16 protein-coding genes are annotated in these 16,633 nt (G+C 32.7%); 12 read left to right on the top strand and 4 right to left on the bottom strand.

Annotation, left to right across the window (positions count from 1 at the left end; translation table 11 throughout):
• Window positions 1-86: 86 nt before the first annotated feature.
• Window positions 87-563 carry a Dps family protein gene (locus ACOOWA_RS01180; RefSeq protein WP_421372696.1) on the bottom strand — a complete coding sequence of 159 codons (477 nt, stop codon included), beginning with the start codon at window positions 561-563 and terminating at the stop codon, window positions 87-89.
• Between the two features lie 136 nt (window positions 564-699).
• Here ACOOWA_RS01180 and ACOOWA_RS01175 point away from each other — a divergent pair, with 136 nt between their 5' ends.
• The 6 genes from ACOOWA_RS01175 to ACOOWA_RS01150 all read left to right on the top strand — a co-directional run bounded on the left by ACOOWA_RS01175 (window position 700) and on the right by ACOOWA_RS01150 (window position 6,569).
• Window positions 700-2,076, top strand: a complete 1,377-nt coding sequence (locus ACOOWA_RS01175; RefSeq protein WP_421372695.1) for a hypothetical protein — start codon at window positions 700-702, stop codon at window positions 2,074-2,076.
• Window positions 2,077-2,210: 134 nt separating this feature from the next.
• Window positions 2,211-2,624, top strand: coding sequence for a 30S ribosomal protein S12 (gene rpsL / locus ACOOWA_RS01170; protein WP_027383325.1), 414 nt, complete (start codon window positions 2,211-2,213; stop codon window positions 2,622-2,624).
• A 23-nt stretch (window positions 2,625-2,647) separates the two neighbouring features.
• Window positions 2,648-3,124 (top strand): 30S ribosomal protein S7, encoded by a 477-nt coding sequence (rpsG, locus tag ACOOWA_RS01165; protein ID WP_027387226.1) that lies wholly within the window; start codon window positions 2,648-2,650, stop codon window positions 3,122-3,124.
• A 6-nt stretch (window positions 3,125-3,130) separates the two neighbouring features.
• Window positions 3,131-5,248, top strand: coding sequence for an elongation factor G (fusA, locus tag ACOOWA_RS01160; RefSeq protein ID WP_421372694.1), 2,118 nt, complete (start codon window positions 3,131-3,133; stop codon window positions 5,246-5,248).
• 18 nt (window positions 5,249-5,266) lie between these two features.
• Window positions 5,267-5,572, top strand: a complete 306-nt coding sequence (gene rpsJ / locus ACOOWA_RS01155) for a 30S ribosomal protein S10 (protein ID WP_002661363.1) — start codon at window positions 5,267-5,269, stop codon at window positions 5,570-5,572.
• A 169-nt stretch (window positions 5,573-5,741) separates the two neighbouring features.
• Entirely contained in the window at window positions 5,742-6,569 is an 828-nt protein-coding gene (locus ACOOWA_RS01150) for a GLPGLI family protein (RefSeq protein ID WP_421372693.1), read from the top strand.
• 2 nt (window positions 6,570-6,571) lie between these two features.
• Here the strand turns inward: ACOOWA_RS01150 and ACOOWA_RS01145 are convergent, their stop codons facing one another.
• Window positions 6,572-8,308, bottom strand: coding sequence for a tetratricopeptide repeat protein (locus ACOOWA_RS01145; protein ID WP_421372692.1), 1,737 nt, complete (start codon window positions 8,306-8,308; stop codon window positions 6,572-6,574).
• A gap of 399 nt (window positions 8,309-8,707) precedes the next feature.
• Between ACOOWA_RS01145 and ACOOWA_RS01140 the strand changes: the two genes are divergently transcribed.
• On the top strand, window positions 8,708-9,202 hold the full coding sequence (locus ACOOWA_RS01140; RefSeq protein WP_421372688.1) for a low affinity iron permease family protein: 495 nt from the start codon (window positions 8,708-8,710) through the stop codon (window positions 9,200-9,202).
• A gap of 20 nt (window positions 9,203-9,222) precedes the next feature.
• Here ACOOWA_RS01140 and ACOOWA_RS01135 read toward each other — a convergent pair whose 3' ends face one another.
• Together ACOOWA_RS01135 and ACOOWA_RS01130 are read right to left on the bottom strand one after the other, a co-directional pair.
• A complete protein-coding gene (locus ACOOWA_RS01135) occupies window positions 9,223-11,931 on the bottom strand; it encodes a hypothetical protein (RefSeq protein ID WP_421372686.1) in 2,709 nt (902 codons plus the stop codon).
• Between the two features lie 118 nt (window positions 11,932-12,049).
• Window positions 12,050-13,042, bottom strand: a complete 993-nt coding sequence (locus ACOOWA_RS01130) for a hypothetical protein (RefSeq protein WP_421372684.1) — start codon at window positions 13,040-13,042, stop codon at window positions 12,050-12,052.
• A 142-nt stretch (window positions 13,043-13,184) separates the two neighbouring features.
• On the opposite strand from ACOOWA_RS01130, the gene ACOOWA_RS01125 reads away from it, so the two are divergent.
• From ACOOWA_RS01125 to rplW, 5 genes are all read left to right on the top strand, one after another.
• Window positions 13,185-13,460 carry a hypothetical protein gene (locus tag ACOOWA_RS01125; RefSeq protein WP_421372682.1) on the top strand — a complete coding sequence of 92 codons (276 nt, stop codon included), beginning with the start codon at window positions 13,185-13,187 and terminating at the stop codon, window positions 13,458-13,460.
• Window positions 13,461-13,571: 111 nt separating this feature from the next.
• A complete protein-coding gene (locus ACOOWA_RS01120; protein ID WP_421372679.1) occupies window positions 13,572-14,396 on the top strand; it encodes a GLPGLI family protein in 825 nt (274 codons plus the stop codon).
• Window positions 14,397-15,081: 685 nt separating this feature from the next.
• Window positions 15,082-15,708 (top strand): 50S ribosomal protein L3, encoded by a 627-nt coding sequence (gene rplC, locus ACOOWA_RS01115; protein ID WP_267266476.1) that lies wholly within the window; start codon window positions 15,082-15,084, stop codon window positions 15,706-15,708.
• Complete coding sequence (gene rplD, locus ACOOWA_RS01110) at window positions 15,699-16,328, top strand: 50S ribosomal protein L4 (protein ID WP_421372677.1); 630 nt, start codon at window positions 15,699-15,701, stop codon at window positions 16,326-16,328. The genes rplC and rplD overlap by 10 nt, the downstream gene beginning before the upstream one ends.
• Window positions 16,329-16,331: 3 nt before the next feature.
• Window positions 16,332-16,622 carry a 50S ribosomal protein L23 gene (gene rplW, locus ACOOWA_RS01105; RefSeq protein WP_047442263.1) on the top strand — a complete coding sequence of 97 codons (291 nt, stop codon included), beginning with the start codon at window positions 16,332-16,334 and terminating at the stop codon, window positions 16,620-16,622.
• Window positions 16,623-16,633: the final 11 nt, after the last annotated feature.

The raw sequence follows: 16,633 nt of genomic DNA, 5'->3' as shown, positions 1-16,633 counted from the left end.
TTAACACAAATTTAATTATTTAAAAATAAAAATCGTCTAAATGTAAGACGATTTTTACAATAATATAAATTTTCGAAGTGGTATTATTATTTGCCAAGGTAAGAATTGTACATCCAGACTTCTTTTTCCTGTTCGGTAATATAATCGCTCATCTGAGAGTTGGTTCCTTCGTCTCCGGCTTTTTCCGTAATGTCTAAAAGTTCTCTTTGTAAATCGATAACTATTTTGAAAGAATTTAAAATAATTTCAACGCTTTTGTTTCCGTCGCTTACTTCTTTGCTTTCTTTAATTGTAGAAACCGTTAAATAATCTGAGTAATTGTGAGCAGGAGTTGCGCCAAGTGTAAGAATTCTTTCGGCAATTTCGTCAATTTTCAAAACTAAACTGTTATAAAGTTCTTCGAATTTCGGGTGTAATGTGAAGAATTGCTCTCCTTTAATATTCCAGTGAGATCCTCTTGTGTTTTGATAAAATACAGAGTAATTGGCTAATAATAGATTTAGTTTTTCAGAAATGTTTTTGCAATCGGCTTCGTCTAGACCGATAATGTTTGCATTTTTCATAAGTTTATTTATTTGCGTTTTTAGAGGAAATATTGTGCCACAAAGATGATTGTTGTGATAGAAGTTGGCTATAGTAAGTTTTTGAAATTCGTCTGAATAAGATTTCTTATTATTGTGAAAAAATAAACTGATAGCAATGTTTAAGTACAAAGTTTTGGCGGTCTTAGTAGTAATCATCTATTTTATACAGCCTTTTTTCTTTTCAAATGGTGGAATTGGAGCCGATAGTCTTTCGTATTTTGGTATTGCTGCTGATTTGCCAAATCCTGAAACCAATCTTTTTCCTTTGGGTTATCCTGTGATGTTGAGAATTGTTTTTGCTATTTTCGGAGATTGGTTTTGGGCGAGTAGAATTCTTAGCCTGCTTTTTATAGTTACTATTTTAAGTTTTTCATATTTTAAAAAGTTTTATTTCAGAGAAACGGTTTTATTATTTACGGGGAAGACCTGTTTTTTTGTTTTTTCAGGAGCAATTTCTGAAGCTCCGTTTTTATTTTTCTTTTATTTTCTTTTTTACTTTTTGCATCAATTGTTTTCTGAAGAAAAAAAAGCTTATCAAAATGCAATATATGCTTCTGTAATGCTGATTTTTATGTTTTGGGTAAGATATTCCGGTATTTATATATATGCATCAATATTAGTTTTCTTTTTGTTGATGTTTTTTGAGCTGAAAACCAAAGTGTATTTCAAACCTTTCATGTTGTTTGTGTTTTTATCCGGATTTGGAATTGGTTCGTATTTGCTGTTTAATTATTTGCATTTCGGAAGTTTTACAGGTGAGAATTTACGAGGTGGTCCGATGGGAAGATCTTCAATATTTATAGTAAGGAGTATTTTGGGTGTAACCAATGTGGTGGATCCTTTTATTGGGATTAAGCCGGCTTCAAATAGTTTTTTAAGTATAGGATTTCAAGTTTTAGTATTTCTGTTAGATGTTGGTCTGTTCGTTTATATGTGTAAATTTTTCAGAAAGGCTAAAAATGATTCAAACTCTTATTTTCATGTACTGTTGTGGATTATGACATTTATATATTCAATAGCTCTGTTGGGTTCGGGTTGGTTTCAACAGATAGAAGAAATGAATGTAAGGATGTTAGCTGCTGCTAATTTTGCCTTGTTTTTCTCATTTCTCATTTTGTATTTTAAATATTCAATATCAGATAAATGGATTTGGAGATTCGGATGCTTCTTCTTTTTATTTCTTGCTGCTTATAATATTAAGGATGCCAGTAATTTTCTGCAAAATAAAAGTAAAATTGAACCTCAAATGTTACGTTTCGCTGGTAAGAAGTATTTGTTTAATGATGAAAAAAATAAAATCACCACTACAACTTACCATATTCCTGTAATAAATAAATCTTTCAAGTACATTCATACAGGAAAGCAGGTGGGAAGCATTAAAGAAAATATAATTGGATCTGTAAACCCAAAAATTAAATGGTTGATGGAAGACACGGTAAAAGATAAATCTAAAGTTTTATACACCTCTGAAATAAATTTTCCTACGCAATAATTTCTTCAGAAAATAATTAAATGAGAACATAAGTTTCTGTGAATTAATTTTTAATAATGTAAATAATTTATTTGCAACTACTTGTCAATTAAAAAATTATTACTACTTTTGCACCCTAAAATAAAAGCAATTAAATGCCTACTATTCAACAATTAGTTAGAAAAGGAAGAGTCGCACTTACCAAGAAGAGTAAATCGGCTGCCCTTGATTCTTGTCCACAAAGACGAGGTGTATGTACGAGAGTATATACTACCACACCTAAGAAACCTAACTCTGCACTTAGAAAAGTTGCAAGGGTAAGACTTTCAAACGGTAAAGAAGTTAACGCCTATATCCCAGGTGAAGGACATAATCTTCAAGAGCACTCGATAGTATTGGTACGCGGGGGGAGAGTAAAAGATTTACCAGGAGTAAGATACCACATCGTAAGAGGTGCGTTGGATACTGCTGGAGTAAGCGGAAGAACACAGAGAAGATCTAAGTACGGAGCTAAGAGACCTAAGCCAGGTCAAGCTGCAGCTGCACCGGCTAAAGGAAAGAAAAAATAATCATTAAATAAGGTACAGAAACAATGAGAAAGACAAAAGCGAAAAAAAGACCGTTGTTACCAGATCCAAAGTTTAATGATCAATTGGTAACTAGATTCGTAAACAACTTGATGCTTGATGGTAAAAAGTCAATCGCATTCAAAATATTTTACGATGCATTAGACATCGTAGAAACTAAAAAAGGAGAAACTGAAAAAACTGCACTGGAAATCTGGAAAGATGCATTAACAAATGTTATGCCTCACGTAGAAGTACGTTCTAGAAGAGTAGGTGGAGCTAACTTTCAGATTCCTATGCCAATCAGAGCGGATAGAAAAATTTCTATGGCAATGAAATGGTTAATTAGCTACTCTAAAAAGAGAAATGATAAGTCTATGGCTTTGAAATTAGCTAACGAAGTTGTAGCGGCTTCTAGAGAAGAAGGTGCTGCTTACAAAAAGAAGAGTGATACTCACAAAATGGCGGAAGCTAACAAAGCGTTTTCACACTTTAAATTCTAATCTGAAATGGGTAGAGATCTTAAATTTACAAGAAATATTGGTATTGCTGCGCACATTGATGCCGGTAAAACAACCACTACAGAAAGAATTTTATTCTATACAGGGGTAAACCACAAAATTGGTGAAGTTCACGATGGTGCTTCTACAATGGACTGGATGGAGCAGGAAGCTGAAAGAGGTATTACAATTACTTCTGCTGCAACTACTTGTTCTTGGAACTTCCCTACAGACCAGGGAAAACCTGTTGCTGAAACTAAACCTTACCATTTCAACATCATCGATACACCGGGACACGTTGACTTCACTGTAGAAGTAAACAGATCTTTGAGAGTATTGGATGGTTTGGTATTCCTTTTCTCTGCAGTAGACGGAGTAGAGCCTCAGTCTGAAACAAACTGGAGACTTGCTGACAACTATAAAGTTGCTAGAATGGGATTCGTAAACAAAATGGACCGTCAAGGTGCTGACTTCCTTAACGTGGTAAACCAGGTTAAGACAATGTTGGGATCAAACGCAGTTCCAATCGTTTTACCAATCGGTGCTGAAGAAGATTTCAAAGGTGTAGTAGATTTAATTAAAAACAGAGCGATCGTTTGGGACGAAGCTGGGCAAGGTGCTACTTTCGAGGTAGTTCCAATTCCGGAAGACATGAAAGCTGAAGTTCTGGAATACAGAGAGAAATTAGTTGAAGCTGTTGCTGATTATGATGATACTTTGATGGAGAAATTCTTCGAAGATCCGGATTCAATCTCAGAAGAAGAAATCAACGAAGCTCTTAGAAAAGCTACTATTGATCTTTCTATTATCCCAATGACTTGTGGTTCTTCATTTAAGAATAAAGGAGTACAGTTTATGTTGGATGCAGTATGTAAATACTTGCCTTCTCCATTGGATAAAGACGATATCAAAGGTACAGACCCAAGAACAGATCTTGATATTACAAGAAAACCATCTGTAGATGAGCCTTTCGCAGCATTAGCATTTAAGATTGCTACCGATCCTTTCGTAGGAAGATTGGCATTCTTCAGAGCATACTCTGGAAGACTAGATGCAGGTTCTTATATCTTGAACACTCGTTCAGGTGATAAAGAAAGAATCTCAAGAATCTATCAGATGCACGCTAACAAACAAAATCCTGTAGAATATATTGAAGCAGGAGATATTGGTGCAGCTGTAGGTTTCAAATCTATCAAAACCGGTGATACAATGTGTGACGAGAAAAACCCAATCGTTTTAGAATCGATGGTTTTCCCAGATCCTGTAATTGGTATCGCTGTAGAACCTAAAACAAAAGCTGACCAGGATAAAATGGGTAATGCTCTGGCTAAATTAGCTGAAGAAGATCCTACGTTCCAGGTTAAAACTGACGAAGCTTCTGGACAGACGATTATCTCAGGAATGGGTGAACTTCACCTTGATATTCTTGTAGATCGTATGAAGAGAGAATTCAAAGTTGAAGTAAACCAGGGACAGCCTCAGGTAGAATACAAAGAAAACTTAACAAGAGTTGCTCAACACAGAGAAGTTTACAAAAAACAATCTGGTGGTAAAGGTAAATTTGCTGATATTGTATTTGAATTAGGGCCTGCTGACGAAGGTAAAGTTGGTTTAGAATTCATCAATGAGATCAAAGGTGGTAACGTTCCTAGAGAATTTGTTCCTGCCATTGAAAAAGGCTTTAAAGCTGCAATGAAAAACGGTCCTTTGGCTGGTTTCGAAGTTGAAGGTATTAAAGTTACTCTTAAAGACGGATCTTTCCACGCGGTGGATTCTGATGCTCTTTCTTTCGAATTAGCTGCAAAATTAGGATTCAAAGAAGCGGGACGTGCTGCTAAGCCAGTAATTATGGAGCCTATTATGAAACTGGAAGTTGTAACTCCGGAAGAATATATGGGTAACATTATTGGTGACCTTAACAAGAGAAGAGGTACAATTAGTGGACAAGAAGAAAAGAACGGTGCCGTTGTAATCAAAGGTTCAGTTCCATTGTCTGAAATGTTTGGTTATGTAACGACTCTAAGAACACTTTCATCAGGAAGAGCTACTTCTTCTATGGAATTAGAGAAATATCAGGCTACTCCTCAAAACGTTGCTGAAGATATCATTGCTAAAGCAAAAGGTTAATTTTTTAAAGTACAAGAAATGTCACAAAGAATCAGAATAAAATTAAAATCTTACGATTACAACTTGGTAGACAAGTCTGCTGAGAAAATCGTAAAAACGGTAAAGGCTACTGGTGCTGTTGTAAACGGGCCAATTCCATTGCCTACGAACAAGAGAATCTTCACAGTATTGAGATCTCCGCACGTAAACAAGAAAGCAAGAGAGCAGTTCCAATTATCAGCTCACAAGAGATTGATGGATATCTACTCTTCTTCTTCTAAAACTGTTGATGCTCTAATGAAATTAGAACTTCCTTCAGGAGTTGACGTTGAAATTAAAGTGTGATAAAACTGCTGGAAGATGAAAGTCTGATGACAGAAGCTTTTAGCAACACCTTAAATATAAATCCCTTTTCGAAAGAAGAGGGATTTTTTTTGTTTTTTTAAGTTAAATTTAAAAGAATAGGATATTAGTTAATTCAAATAGTATTGATAATTTTGATTAAAATTTAGATATGAAAAAACTGATTCTTCTATTGTTTCCCTTGTTTTTCTCTGCTCAGACACATCGATTCATTTATCAGTATCATTATAAATTAGATTCAACAGCAACAGAATTGGCTTCTGAAAATATGATTTTGGATATTAATCCCGATAATATTAAATTTTACCCCTATTCGTATGCTGAAACCGATTCTTTAAATATGATTCGTGGTCAGAGAAGATCAAGATGGGATGATCATCTTCCAGCAATTATCAGAAAAAAAGATTCTTTTGAAAATACTTCTTTGATTTTACTTAATGATTTATTTTCTTTAAAAACAACCGACAAAATGACCTGGAAACTCTTGAATGATACAAAAATTGATGGTCAATACAAATTACAAAAGGCAACGACCACTTTCGGCGGAAGAAACTGGATTGCGTGGTTTTCTAAAGACGTTAATTTGAATGAAGGTCCATATAAATTCAGAGGACTTCCCGGATTGATTTTCGAAATTGAAGATGAAAAGAAAAATTTCATTTTTAAACTCGTAAAAAGCATGAAATTTCCCAAGACTTATGAAACTCATTTTCTTGAAATTTTTGCTGGAAAAAAACCGATTTTTGTTTCTGAAAAAATCATTGCTAAAAAACAGTTAGAGCTTTACAACAATCCTTTGCATGATATTGCAGAATCATTTAAGTCTAATACCAATCCCGAAAATACATTTTATGTAATGGGAGTCCAGATAAAAAGTTTAGACCAGATAAAAGGAATGTCTGATGAAAGAAGAAAAACAATGCTTAAAGAAAATAACCCTATCGAGATTGATAAAGGAGTTAAATATCCTGTAAAATAACTTTATTGAATTTGTTTAAATAAACTTTCGTAATCATTTTCATACTTTTTGCGGAGACGGTGTTTCGCCTTTTTTACAGCATCTAAAGTAACACCCAAAAGACGCGATATTTCCGTATTATTCATATTTAGTTTGGTTAGAATGATGATTCGCATATTAGAATCAGTAAGATCCGGATGTTGACCAATGAGTTCTTTATATTGTTCCGGATATCTTTGTATGAAGGCATTTCTGAAATTTTTCCAGTTTTCATCAGTCATCAAGTGAGATTCTAATAGTTTTTGTAACTCACCCGATTTTTCTTCGAGCTCAGAAAAAGACGAATTTTTCACTTTCTCCATTTCTTTTTCAAGTTCTTCGATTTGTTTATTTTTTTCGGCAAGGTAAATCTGATAAGAATGAATGGTTTTATGAGTTGTATTCAGCTTATTTTCAGATTTTATTTTATCGACTAAAAGACTCAGAACTTTCGTTTCGTACTCGCTTTTTTTACTTTTCATTTTGTGACGGTAAGAGCGAATAACGAAAATAATGGTTAAAATAAGAAGAAAACAGACAACTATGGCTGCAATTTTCATGTAAGACTCTTTCTCCTGTTTTGCCTGTTCCATCTGAACTTTTAGCTGAAGCTGTTTTTTTTGAGATTCCCAGCCAACTTTTAAAATTGTTTCTTTTCCGTCATAATCTTTAAGAGAATCTTTCAGTTGTTCGAGTCGTCTTCTTGCATGAAGCTCTGTTTTTTCATCGCCTTTCATTTCGGCAATTTTCAAAATCATTTCGTTAATCCCAAATTCTGAACTTCTGAAATAAGATTTAGACTGAGAATAATGTTTAGCTTCTTCAAGATATTTTTCAGCAGTTTTAAGGTTACCTATTTCAAAATAAACTTTACTCAAAACCGTTAAAGCATACATTGTATTCTGATTATTTTCATTTTTCTCAGAAATTTCAATGTCTTTTTCTAAAAGTGAAATTGCTTTTTTATAATTTTTCTTTCTGAATTCAATTTCAGCTAAGCTTCCTAAGGCTTTGGCGTAACGTACTTCATCGCCACTTTTTTCAGCAATTCGTAAAGTCTGTTCGAAGTAATTTTTAGCTTCTGATAATTTATTCGTTTTTGCACTGCAATGTCCTAAAGTGTTCAGAATACTTGCCAGCTCGCTGCTGTTTGGTTCAGCATATTTTTCAGCTTTCTTCAAATACTCCTCAGCTTTGGCAAATTCATCGGTTGTAGTGAGAAAATAAGCAATCTTTTTATAGGTTTCACTGATTTGAATTATATTTTCATCTTCTGTTTTATCTAAATTTTTAATACAAAACATAAAAAGAGGAAAAGACTTTTCATACTTCCGGTAAGTATAGAAGTAAAACGCATAATGCAGTGAAGCCCAGATTTCAAGATCAATTCTTTTCTGCGATCGAGAATCGGCTATTGCTTTTTCAAAAAGATGATTGGTGGTGAAGTTGAGCTGGTCTCTTTTTTCTGCGGTTTTCAATGCTGCAAAAACACTGGTTACAATTTCTTTTACTTTCTGGTTCTTTAAAGTATTTTTTCGGGTATAATGATCAATAAAATCAGAAAAATCTTTTGTTGTTTTATTCTTAAAATCAGGATACCGACGCGCAATTTCATCAATTATTTTTTTGTCAGACAGTGAATGATCTGACCTAAAGAAAATCTGTGCACTGAAACATGCACTAAAGAAAATGAGAGCTAAAAATGATAAAAATTTCACCATAGATTTTAATTTTCACGATGAGTTTTTTTTAAATCTTTTTATTAAAGCGTTATATTCTACAGAAATAGAGAGTCTATGTGCAGAATTTTAAATTGTAAGTTATTGATAAATAATTTTTTATAAATTGTCCACTGTGTTGTCCACCCCTGGATTTTGTTTTTTTTATCATATAACCTTTATTTTTGATTAGTCTTACACGTAATGAGATAATCTTTGAGAGATTAAATTTAATAAATGATTTTTTAAAGAAAAAATTTAAGGAAACGAAATGTCTAGTAATCGATAAAAACTAATAACCATATTTTTTATTTTAAGCATAAAGTTTCTGGATGATGAAAGTTATTATGAGCACTTATCTTAATGGGTAAGTGTTTTTTTGTATTTTTAATTAAAAAATAAATGTCTACATCAGATAAAAGTGTTTTTGAAAAATTTGCCAATTGGGCAACAAAATTTACGGGTAGTTCTTATGCTTTTTTGGGAGCGGTTGCAATTGTTGTAATTTGGGGAGTTTCCGGGCCTGTTTTTAATTATTCCGAAACCTGGCAATTGGTTATCAATACGGGAACTACCATCATTACTTTTCTCATGGTTTTCCTTATTCAAAAATCTCAGAATAAAGATTCAAAAGCGATTCAGATAAAACTGAATGAATTGATTGCCGCTAACGAAAAAGCCAGTAACAGAATCGTAGATATTGAAGATCTCACAGAAAAGGAGCTTGATCAATTACACTGTTACTATGAAAAATTGTCTGATTTCGCTGAAGATGATGAAGATATTCATGCCTCTCATTCAATTGATGCAGCAAAAAGAAATCAGGATTATAAGCATGAATCTTTTAAAAAAAGACACCAAGATTGGCTGCAAAAACAAAAAAAGGAATCCACTTGATTCCTTTTTTTGTTAAAATTTTATCTCTTCATAAAGTAATCGAAATAACTGCAGCTTCCCAAAAGTGTTCTCGCTGTTTCGGTATTTGAAAACTGAGACTTCAGTTGGGTAAAGTAGGTTCTGTATTTTTGATTTTTCAGATCACCCATTTGTTTTTCATAGCTGTCATTTTTCTCAGACCATTTCGGATCGGAGTAATCGATGTTGATTTGATGTTTTGCTTCGTACTGATAATATTTTCCCTGCTCTGCACTTGCCATTTGGAACAAAACTCTCGCTTTCTGTTCTCTGTCGGTCGAAAGATCATATGCTTTTTTGTAATAATTAATTGCCAAATCAAAATTATCCGGTTCTATGAAAGTGGTATTTGTAAAATCTTTATAATAATATTGAAAAGGATTTTGTCTTTCCGTTGACCAGAAATCGTATTTCCCACCGTTGCTGTTGTCAACATCCATCACGAAAAGCTGTCTGTAATAACCGAGAATTGAAGTGTTGTATAAAACATTACCAATAAGTTGATTGGCTTGTGCGGCTTTTGTATCTTTTCCTGTTCCTATTTTTTTAAGCTGAACGAGTGCATCGGCTAGTTCCATTTTATTCATTTTGGTTTTGATGAAAGGAAATGCAGAATAATCTTCCGCTTTCATACTTTCGGCATCAGAACTCTGGAAACTTTCCCAATTGTTGTGTCCGAAAACAAGACTCGGAATATTGTTGTAACCATCATAGTTTTCACCATTGTAAACCAGTTTTTCATATTTCCCGGTTTCAGGATTGTACGTTTCATAATTATCTCTCGGAATTCCTGAGAATTTTAGTGCTTTTTGATAATAAGATTTAGCTTTATCAAAATCGGCCAGTCTCATTGCTCTGTCGCCATAAATGTCGGCAAAGAATGCATCAATGTTTCCTACATCATCTAGATTTTTGGCAATAATTTGTTGCTCGAATCGCGTTTTGTCAGGCTTTCTGTAAAACTCTTCCACGCTTTTTACCAAGCTTGAGTTTGGGTTGTACTGTAAATCTGAAAGCTTATTGTTCATCAGGAAAGATTTTCCATCTTCACCTTGAAGAAAATAACGGTTTGCCAAAACATCTTTCAGAAAATCTGCAGTTGAAGGAGCTTCACCATAATAATCATAGTCATTAATTTCTGTGCTGTCTTTTTTTACCGGTGTTTTTTCAATAAAGTATTCGGCATAATCTTTCATTAAGTGGTCTTCATATTCAGCATCAATTTTCGGCTGCGAAACAATATCATTTAAAACTTTCATTCTCTTGATTTCCTCAAGATATTCAGGGTTATTGGTTTTTATATCTGATAAAATATCGCTGCTTTTTTTATAATCTTTTTTAAGAAATTTTAAATAAGCATCGGCAATCTGCCAATATTCGTCTTTAGACTTTTCTTTCGTTTTGGCAGTGAATTTTTCAAGATCATCAATGAAATCTTTTTGATTTTGATCTTCAGACCAGTAATAAGAATTGTTTTTTACAAAAGTTGGTATTCTGTCCGGGTTTTCGAAGAGTTCATCATTACTTTGTTCAGATTTTGAATCGGTTTTGCCAGATTTCTTTCCGCCAAAAAGATTTTTGAAAAAAAGAACAATTTTTTGCCAGAAACTCAGCTCCTCTTTCTTTACTTCTGTTTTTGTGGCGGTAGAATTGTTATCTTTTTGATCTGAATTTTTATTTGAATCTTTTGAAGCGTAATAATAAGTCGGAAGATAATTTCTTTCCAGTTCATTAATACTTCTTGCAGCCATCACTTTCAGGATTTCAGAATCAGGATCGATGTCGTACATCTTTTCCATCATAGTAATCGGGTTGGTAAAATCTTCATATCCTAAAAGAAAATACGCCATATTTTTCTCTTCATTCGTTCCTGCTCTCTTCATAATATTGTTGAAAGAAGCCGAATCTGAAAGTTTCATCGAGACAAAAGAAGATTCTTTACAGCTTTTAGAATTCATAAAAACCTGAAAAAAATTCCAGTTGGCCTCATTTCCCATTTGAAGTCCTCTTTGAGCTCCCGCCAATTGATCGAGCGCCATATAATAAGGTGCACCTTTCAATTTGATGGGCTGTACATATGTTTTGAAAGCCTGAACTGCAGCATCATAATTTCTCGTGTAATGATTAAATCTTACTAACTGATAACCGTATCGCTGTTTGATCTCAGGATTTTTTGCGGCGTTATATAATGAAGTAAGTGCAGAAATAGTTTTGTTGTAATCTAATTTCGTTGCGTTTTTATCATTTTCGTTTTCTCTGTAATAAAAAGAATCTGCACCTTCTACAAAATTAATTCTCATATAAGGTTCAAGATATTTTGCTTCAATTAAATAATCAACAGCTTCACGATATTTAGCATAGAAACCAGTTCCCAATTTGTTTAAAAACTGATTATTTGGTGTTCCTTTTTTTAATTCGTTTAAGTCATTTAGGCTTATTTTGTTTACCAGATAATTAGTCTCAGTATAACTCAATTGATTTCCAAAAAACTTTCTCCAGTCTTCAATATTCTCATCAGGAATCTGTGAAGGTTTATAATTGGTGTAAAACCGGTCTGAGTAATTATGTAAAAATGGAAGATAAGATTTGTCTTTTATAATGCTTTGCGTAAAAAGATTAAAGTAATCATGATCAGGATCAGACCATGCGCAAGCTTCTGTTTTGGTAAAGAGAAGCGATGCGACAGCAAAGCTTAAGATATACTTTTTCATATTGATTTAGGTGTTTTTTCCGGCTCTCACGATCTGCACATATTTTATTTATCTTTAATAATAATTTATCTGTGTAAATTCTTGAGATCCGTAGGATTTATAGATTGTAGTTTTAGCATCAAAAATTTCTGCCCTCTACAAATTTACTATCTAATTGATAATATATAATGGTATAAGGACCAATTTTTTTATTTAAAAACTGAATGACATTTTCCAGCTGTTCTGCAGATATTTCTTCAATTTTTATTGTAAAACCTTTATTCAGGAAATTCCCGAAGTAAAAGCCGTCTTTCAAAATTTTAACTTTATTCTCGGAAATCTTTTTGAAATCAGGATTATTTAAATCTTTTGTCGAAAGTGCATTGATGAGTTTGTGTTTTCCCAAATGGTTGGTCACGATTCCCCACGAATAAATCGGAAGAGCGACTTCAATTTTTCGGATCGGATAATCTTCCAGTTTTGATAAGTAACTCTTCAGAATATTAAAATCTAAAATTGAATTCTTATCTGAGTTTTCTAATGGCGAAGAAGTGGAATAGCACATTAAGTAAACTTTTTCAACGGGCGGAATTCCCATTAAAATTTTATCTTTCACCTGATGAAGTCTTAAAGTGCAGGTGATTTCTTTTCCGGAAATCTTTTTTAATTGTTTTAAAAACTCAAAATAATCATTCTTCGTTCCTACGGTCCAGTCACAATCTATTTGAATTTCTTTATTGACTTTTAAACCGTATTCTTTAATTTCTTTTTGAATTTGAGCGTTCACTTTTTCAGCCAGAAAAATAATTTCTTCTTTTTGAATGTTCTGGAAACTACGATTGGTAATAAAAATAGTCGGAACGATTTTTTTATCTGTTTCAAAATTTTTGTCTTTCGTAATGACAGCAATCGGTTCAAATTTCCCATTAATTTTGTCTACATCAAAAAATCGGGTGTATAAAAATGGACTACCTGATTGATCTAATGCTTTCTTCTCAACAGAATTGAGATTAAGATTGGTTTTCCAGTAATAAAATGTGTGAAGCTGTTTTTCTTTTTTATTACAAGAAATTAAAAGGAAAGCTAAAACTGCATAAAAAAAAATGGGTAATGATTTTTTTCTGAATAGCATATTTTTGTTTTCAAAAGTAATAAAAAATAGCAGACTTTAATTAACATGAAAAAATAAATCAACATGTGTTGAAAAAAAAATTTGTTATTCCGATTTTTATTTTTAATTTTATCACACATTAAAGATTAATACATTTTATTTTATGAAAAAACTATTTTTTATTGCAGCTTTTAGTGCTGTAGGAATGCTTAGCGCAAAAGATAACCGAAAAGATGTTTGTGATTATCAAGATGTATGTGCTGACAAAGTACAGTATACATTAATGAGTGCTAAACTCCCGGCGCACGATTGGCTTGAGGTTGAAACTTGGTGTGGAAAAGTTTTTTATCTGGATAATAATCACTATTCCAGTTTTGAGCAAATTGCAGCAGATGCAAATTATTTCACAGACCAGCAATGTGGGCCATATCCAGGTTAAGATTTACTATCGTATAGTCAATCTGAATTTGTTGATAATGTTAACGTAAATTAGCAATACTGTTTGTATAAACAGTATTGCTTGTTATTAGGTGATATATAAAAATTTGTTATGAAAAATATTTTTCTCATTTTGATTTTTTCATTTTTTCAATTAAATGGTCAAATTAAATTTAAGTCAGACTTTTCTATTAAAAATACGCCTCTTCAAACTAAAGAATTAGGCAAAAGCACTACTAATATTTATTACAAAGTTAAATTTAGTAATGACAGTAAGTCGACCAGTAAAAGGGAAACGGTTTGCTTGCTTCAGGTTGGTAAAAATATTTCAAAATTTTTTGATTATAATCAATTGAGATATGATTCTATAGTTCAAAAATATAATCACAAAGATTTTTTAGGAGCCGCGGAAGTTGAAGAATTATTAAAAATCAGAGTTGTTTGGTCAAATGTGATTGTAAAAAAAGATGATACTCTTACTGTACAGGACAGATTCAAAAACCTTTATCAATATGATGAGCTAAAACCCGATTTTAATTGGAAGCTGGAAGAAGGTTCGAAAAAAATCTTAGATTATAATTGTAAAAAAGCAACCCTTGAGTATGGCGGAAGGATTTATACTGCTTGGTACACGAAAGATATCCCCATCAATAATGGTCCTTATAAATTTGAAGGTCTGCCCGGTTTGATATTAGAGATGTCTGATTCTAAAAATGATTTCGTTTTTGAAGCGGTTGGAATTAATAACAAGCCTTTACCTATTTATATACGTAATGATGATAAAATCTTTTTAGTATCTAAAGAGAAATTTAGAAGCATAGAAGTAAGTTATTATGAGAATCCTGCTTTTTTCCATGGAAAGGCATTTGATGCAGATGGTAAAGAGCTGTATAAGAATTCTAATAAATTACCTTATAATCTGATAGAGCTTAAATAATAAGATATGATATTAAATTAAGAAAATCTCCATTCGTCAGATTGGGGATTTTTAAATTTTAATTACATGAGGAATATATATTCTAAACCTGTTGTGTATTTACAAATTTGTTTACTTCCGTAAGTGAAACGCCTTTGTTTATCTTTAAAAAGCTTTTTTGATTTAAATTCTTTGTTTTTCCTTTGCGATAAAATAAACGCAAGGTTAAACGAAAGAAACTCCAAAACTATGCTGAAATAAAGTAAAACAAGGGCACTTCGTTTATCAAAGAAATACAAGTGATTGATTTTTAGTTTATTTAACATTTTCCCCTTAAATGCACAACAGGTATTCTAATATTGATTTCTCTTTTCTGGTGAGTTTATTGGTGTTAAGAAAGTCAAAATGTGCATTTCCTTTTTTTTATATCTAAAATTACAGGAAGGAAAAAAATGAGCTCTCATATTCCTTTTTGCTCGAAATTAAAAAATTATTTAAAAGAAATTTAATCAAAAAGTGATGCCCATTTGCTAAATGATTAAAAATCAAAATATTTTGCAGTAAATATTTGTCAAATTAAATTTTATTCATACATTTGCACACTCATTTTAGGGGAGGAATATGCCCAATTCAAACTTGGTAATTATTTGAGAACCCGAAAAATGAAAGTGAATACAAGAAAATTTTATAACATATTATATAAATAATGTCAGGTATTATTGGAAAAAAAATTGGGATGACTTCTCTGTTTGACGAAAACGGCAAAAATATGCCGTGTACCGTTATTCAGGCAGGTCCTTGCTCAGTTTTACAGGTCAGAACCATTGAAAAGGACGGGTACAAATCTGTTCAGTTAGGTTTCGATGACAAGAGTGAAAAGAACGTTGGTAAAGCGTTAGCTGGTCATTTTAAAAAGGCTGGTTCAACTCCTAAAGCTAAGTTGGTAGAATTCTACAGAGAGTTCGTAGACGAAGTGAAAGTAGGAGAAGAAGTAAAAGTTGATTTATTCGCTGAAGGTGAATTTGTTGACGTAACAGGAACTTCAAAAGGTAAAGGTTTCCAGGGTGTTGTTAAAAGACACGGATTTGGAGGTGTAATGCAAGCTACTCACGGTCAGCACAACAGATTAAGAGCTCCGGGTTCAATCGGTGCGGGATCAGATCCTTCTAGAGTATTCAAGGGGATGAGAATGGCAGGTAGAATGGGAGGTAAGCAGGTAACTGTACAAAACCTTCAGGTATTAAAAGTGGATCAAGAACAAAATCTTTTAGTAGTAAAAGGTGCTGTTCCGGGAGCTAAAAATTCTTATGTAATTATCAGAAAATGGAACTAGTAATATTAAATACATCAGGAAAAGAAACCGGAAAAAAAGTAACTCTAGACGAAACAGTATTCGGAATTGAGCCAAATAAGCACGCGGTTTACTTAGAAGTAAAACAATATCTTGCTGCACAGCGTCAAGGTACTCATAAATCAAAAGAAAGAAGCGAAATTACTGCTTCTACTAAAAAACTTAAGAAGCAAAAAGGATCTGGTTCTGCTAGATACGGTGATATTAAATCTCCTACATTCAGAGGTGGAGGTAGAGTATTCGGTCCTAAGCCAAGAGACTACAGATTCAAATTGAACAAAGCTCTTAAGAGATTAGCTAAAAAATCTGTTCTTTCTCAGAAAATGAGAGACAACAGTATCAGAATTGTTGAAGGATTGAGCATTGCTGCTCCTAAAACTAAAGATTTCGTCACTATCTTAAATGCATTGGCATTGAGCGATAAGAAATCTTTATTCATTCTTCCTGAAACAAACAAGAATGTGTATTTATCTTCAAGAAACTTACCTAAGACTAAAGTGATGAAATTCAACGAAATTTCTTCTTATGACTTAATTAATGCAGGTGAGATCGTTTTCTTAGAAGGTGCAGTTGAAAAATTCCAGGAAAATTTAAAGAAATAAATCATGTCACTAATTATTAAACCAGTTATTTCAGAAAAAGCAAACTATCTTACAGATTTAAGAGGTGCTTATTCTTTCTTAGTACAACCTAAGGCGAATAAAATCCAGATTAAAAATGCAATTGAGCAAGCTTATGGTGTAAAAGTAGCAGACGTTAGAACAATGATTTATGCTCCTAAAGTTTCTTCGAAATACACTAAAAAAGGTCTTCAAGTAGGAAAGACAAACAAATTGAAAAAGGCGGTTATCACTCTTGCTGAAGGAGAAGTAATCGACATCTTTGCTGTAAATTAATTATTAATTAT

The organism is Chryseobacterium sp. GP-SGM7 (assembly GCF_049166575.1).
GTDB lineage: Bacteria > Bacteroidota > Bacteroidia > Flavobacteriales > Weeksellaceae > Chryseobacterium.
This window is presented reverse-complemented; position numbering and strand designations above follow the sequence as displayed.

What these genes read in the sequence shown, in the direction of transcription:
- ACOOWA_RS01135 (WP_421372686.1), bottom strand. Translation starts at nt 11,931, where the DNA reads ATGAAAAAGTATATCTTAAGCTTTGCTGTCGCATCGCTTCTCTTTACC.
- rplW (WP_047442263.1), top strand. Translation starts at nt 16,332, where the DNA reads ATGTCACTAATTATTAAACCAGTTATTTCAGAAAAAGCAAACTATCTT.
- ACOOWA_RS01150 (WP_421372693.1), top strand. Translation starts at nt 5,742, where the DNA reads ATGAAAAAACTGATTCTTCTATTGTTTCCCTTGTTTTTCTCTGCTCAG.
- rpsL (WP_027383325.1), top strand. Translation starts at nt 2,211, where the DNA reads ATGCCTACTATTCAACAATTAGTTAGAAAAGGAAGAGTCGCACTTACC.
- ACOOWA_RS01145 (WP_421372692.1), bottom strand. Translation starts at nt 8,308, where the DNA reads ATGGTGAAATTTTTATCATTTTTAGCTCTCATTTTCTTTAGTGCATGT.
- rpsG (WP_027387226.1), top strand. Translation starts at nt 2,648, where the DNA reads ATGAGAAAGACAAAAGCGAAAAAAAGACCGTTGTTACCAGATCCAAAG.
- ACOOWA_RS01180 (WP_421372696.1), bottom strand. Translation starts at nt 563, where the DNA reads ATGAAAAATGCAAACATTATCGGTCTAGACGAAGCCGATTGCAAAAAC.
- rpsJ (WP_002661363.1), top strand. Translation starts at nt 5,267, where the DNA reads ATGTCACAAAGAATCAGAATAAAATTAAAATCTTACGATTACAACTTG.
- ACOOWA_RS01120 (WP_421372679.1), top strand. Translation starts at nt 13,572, where the DNA reads ATGAAAAATATTTTTCTCATTTTGATTTTTTCATTTTTTCAATTAAAT.
- rplD (WP_421372677.1), top strand. Translation starts at nt 15,699, where the DNA reads ATGGAACTAGTAATATTAAATACATCAGGAAAAGAAACCGGAAAAAAA.
- rplC (WP_267266476.1), top strand. Translation starts at nt 15,082, where the DNA reads ATGTCAGGTATTATTGGAAAAAAAATTGGGATGACTTCTCTGTTTGAC.
- ACOOWA_RS01140 (WP_421372688.1), top strand. Translation starts at nt 8,708, where the DNA reads ATGTCTACATCAGATAAAAGTGTTTTTGAAAAATTTGCCAATTGGGCA.
- fusA (WP_421372694.1), top strand. Translation starts at nt 3,131, where the DNA reads ATGGGTAGAGATCTTAAATTTACAAGAAATATTGGTATTGCTGCGCAC.
- ACOOWA_RS01125 (WP_421372682.1), top strand. Translation starts at nt 13,185, where the DNA reads ATGAAAAAACTATTTTTTATTGCAGCTTTTAGTGCTGTAGGAATGCTT.
- ACOOWA_RS01130 (WP_421372684.1), bottom strand. Translation starts at nt 13,042, where the DNA reads ATGCTATTCAGAAAAAAATCATTACCCATTTTTTTTTATGCAGTTTTA.
- ACOOWA_RS01175 (WP_421372695.1), top strand. Translation starts at nt 700, where the DNA reads ATGTTTAAGTACAAAGTTTTGGCGGTCTTAGTAGTAATCATCTATTTT.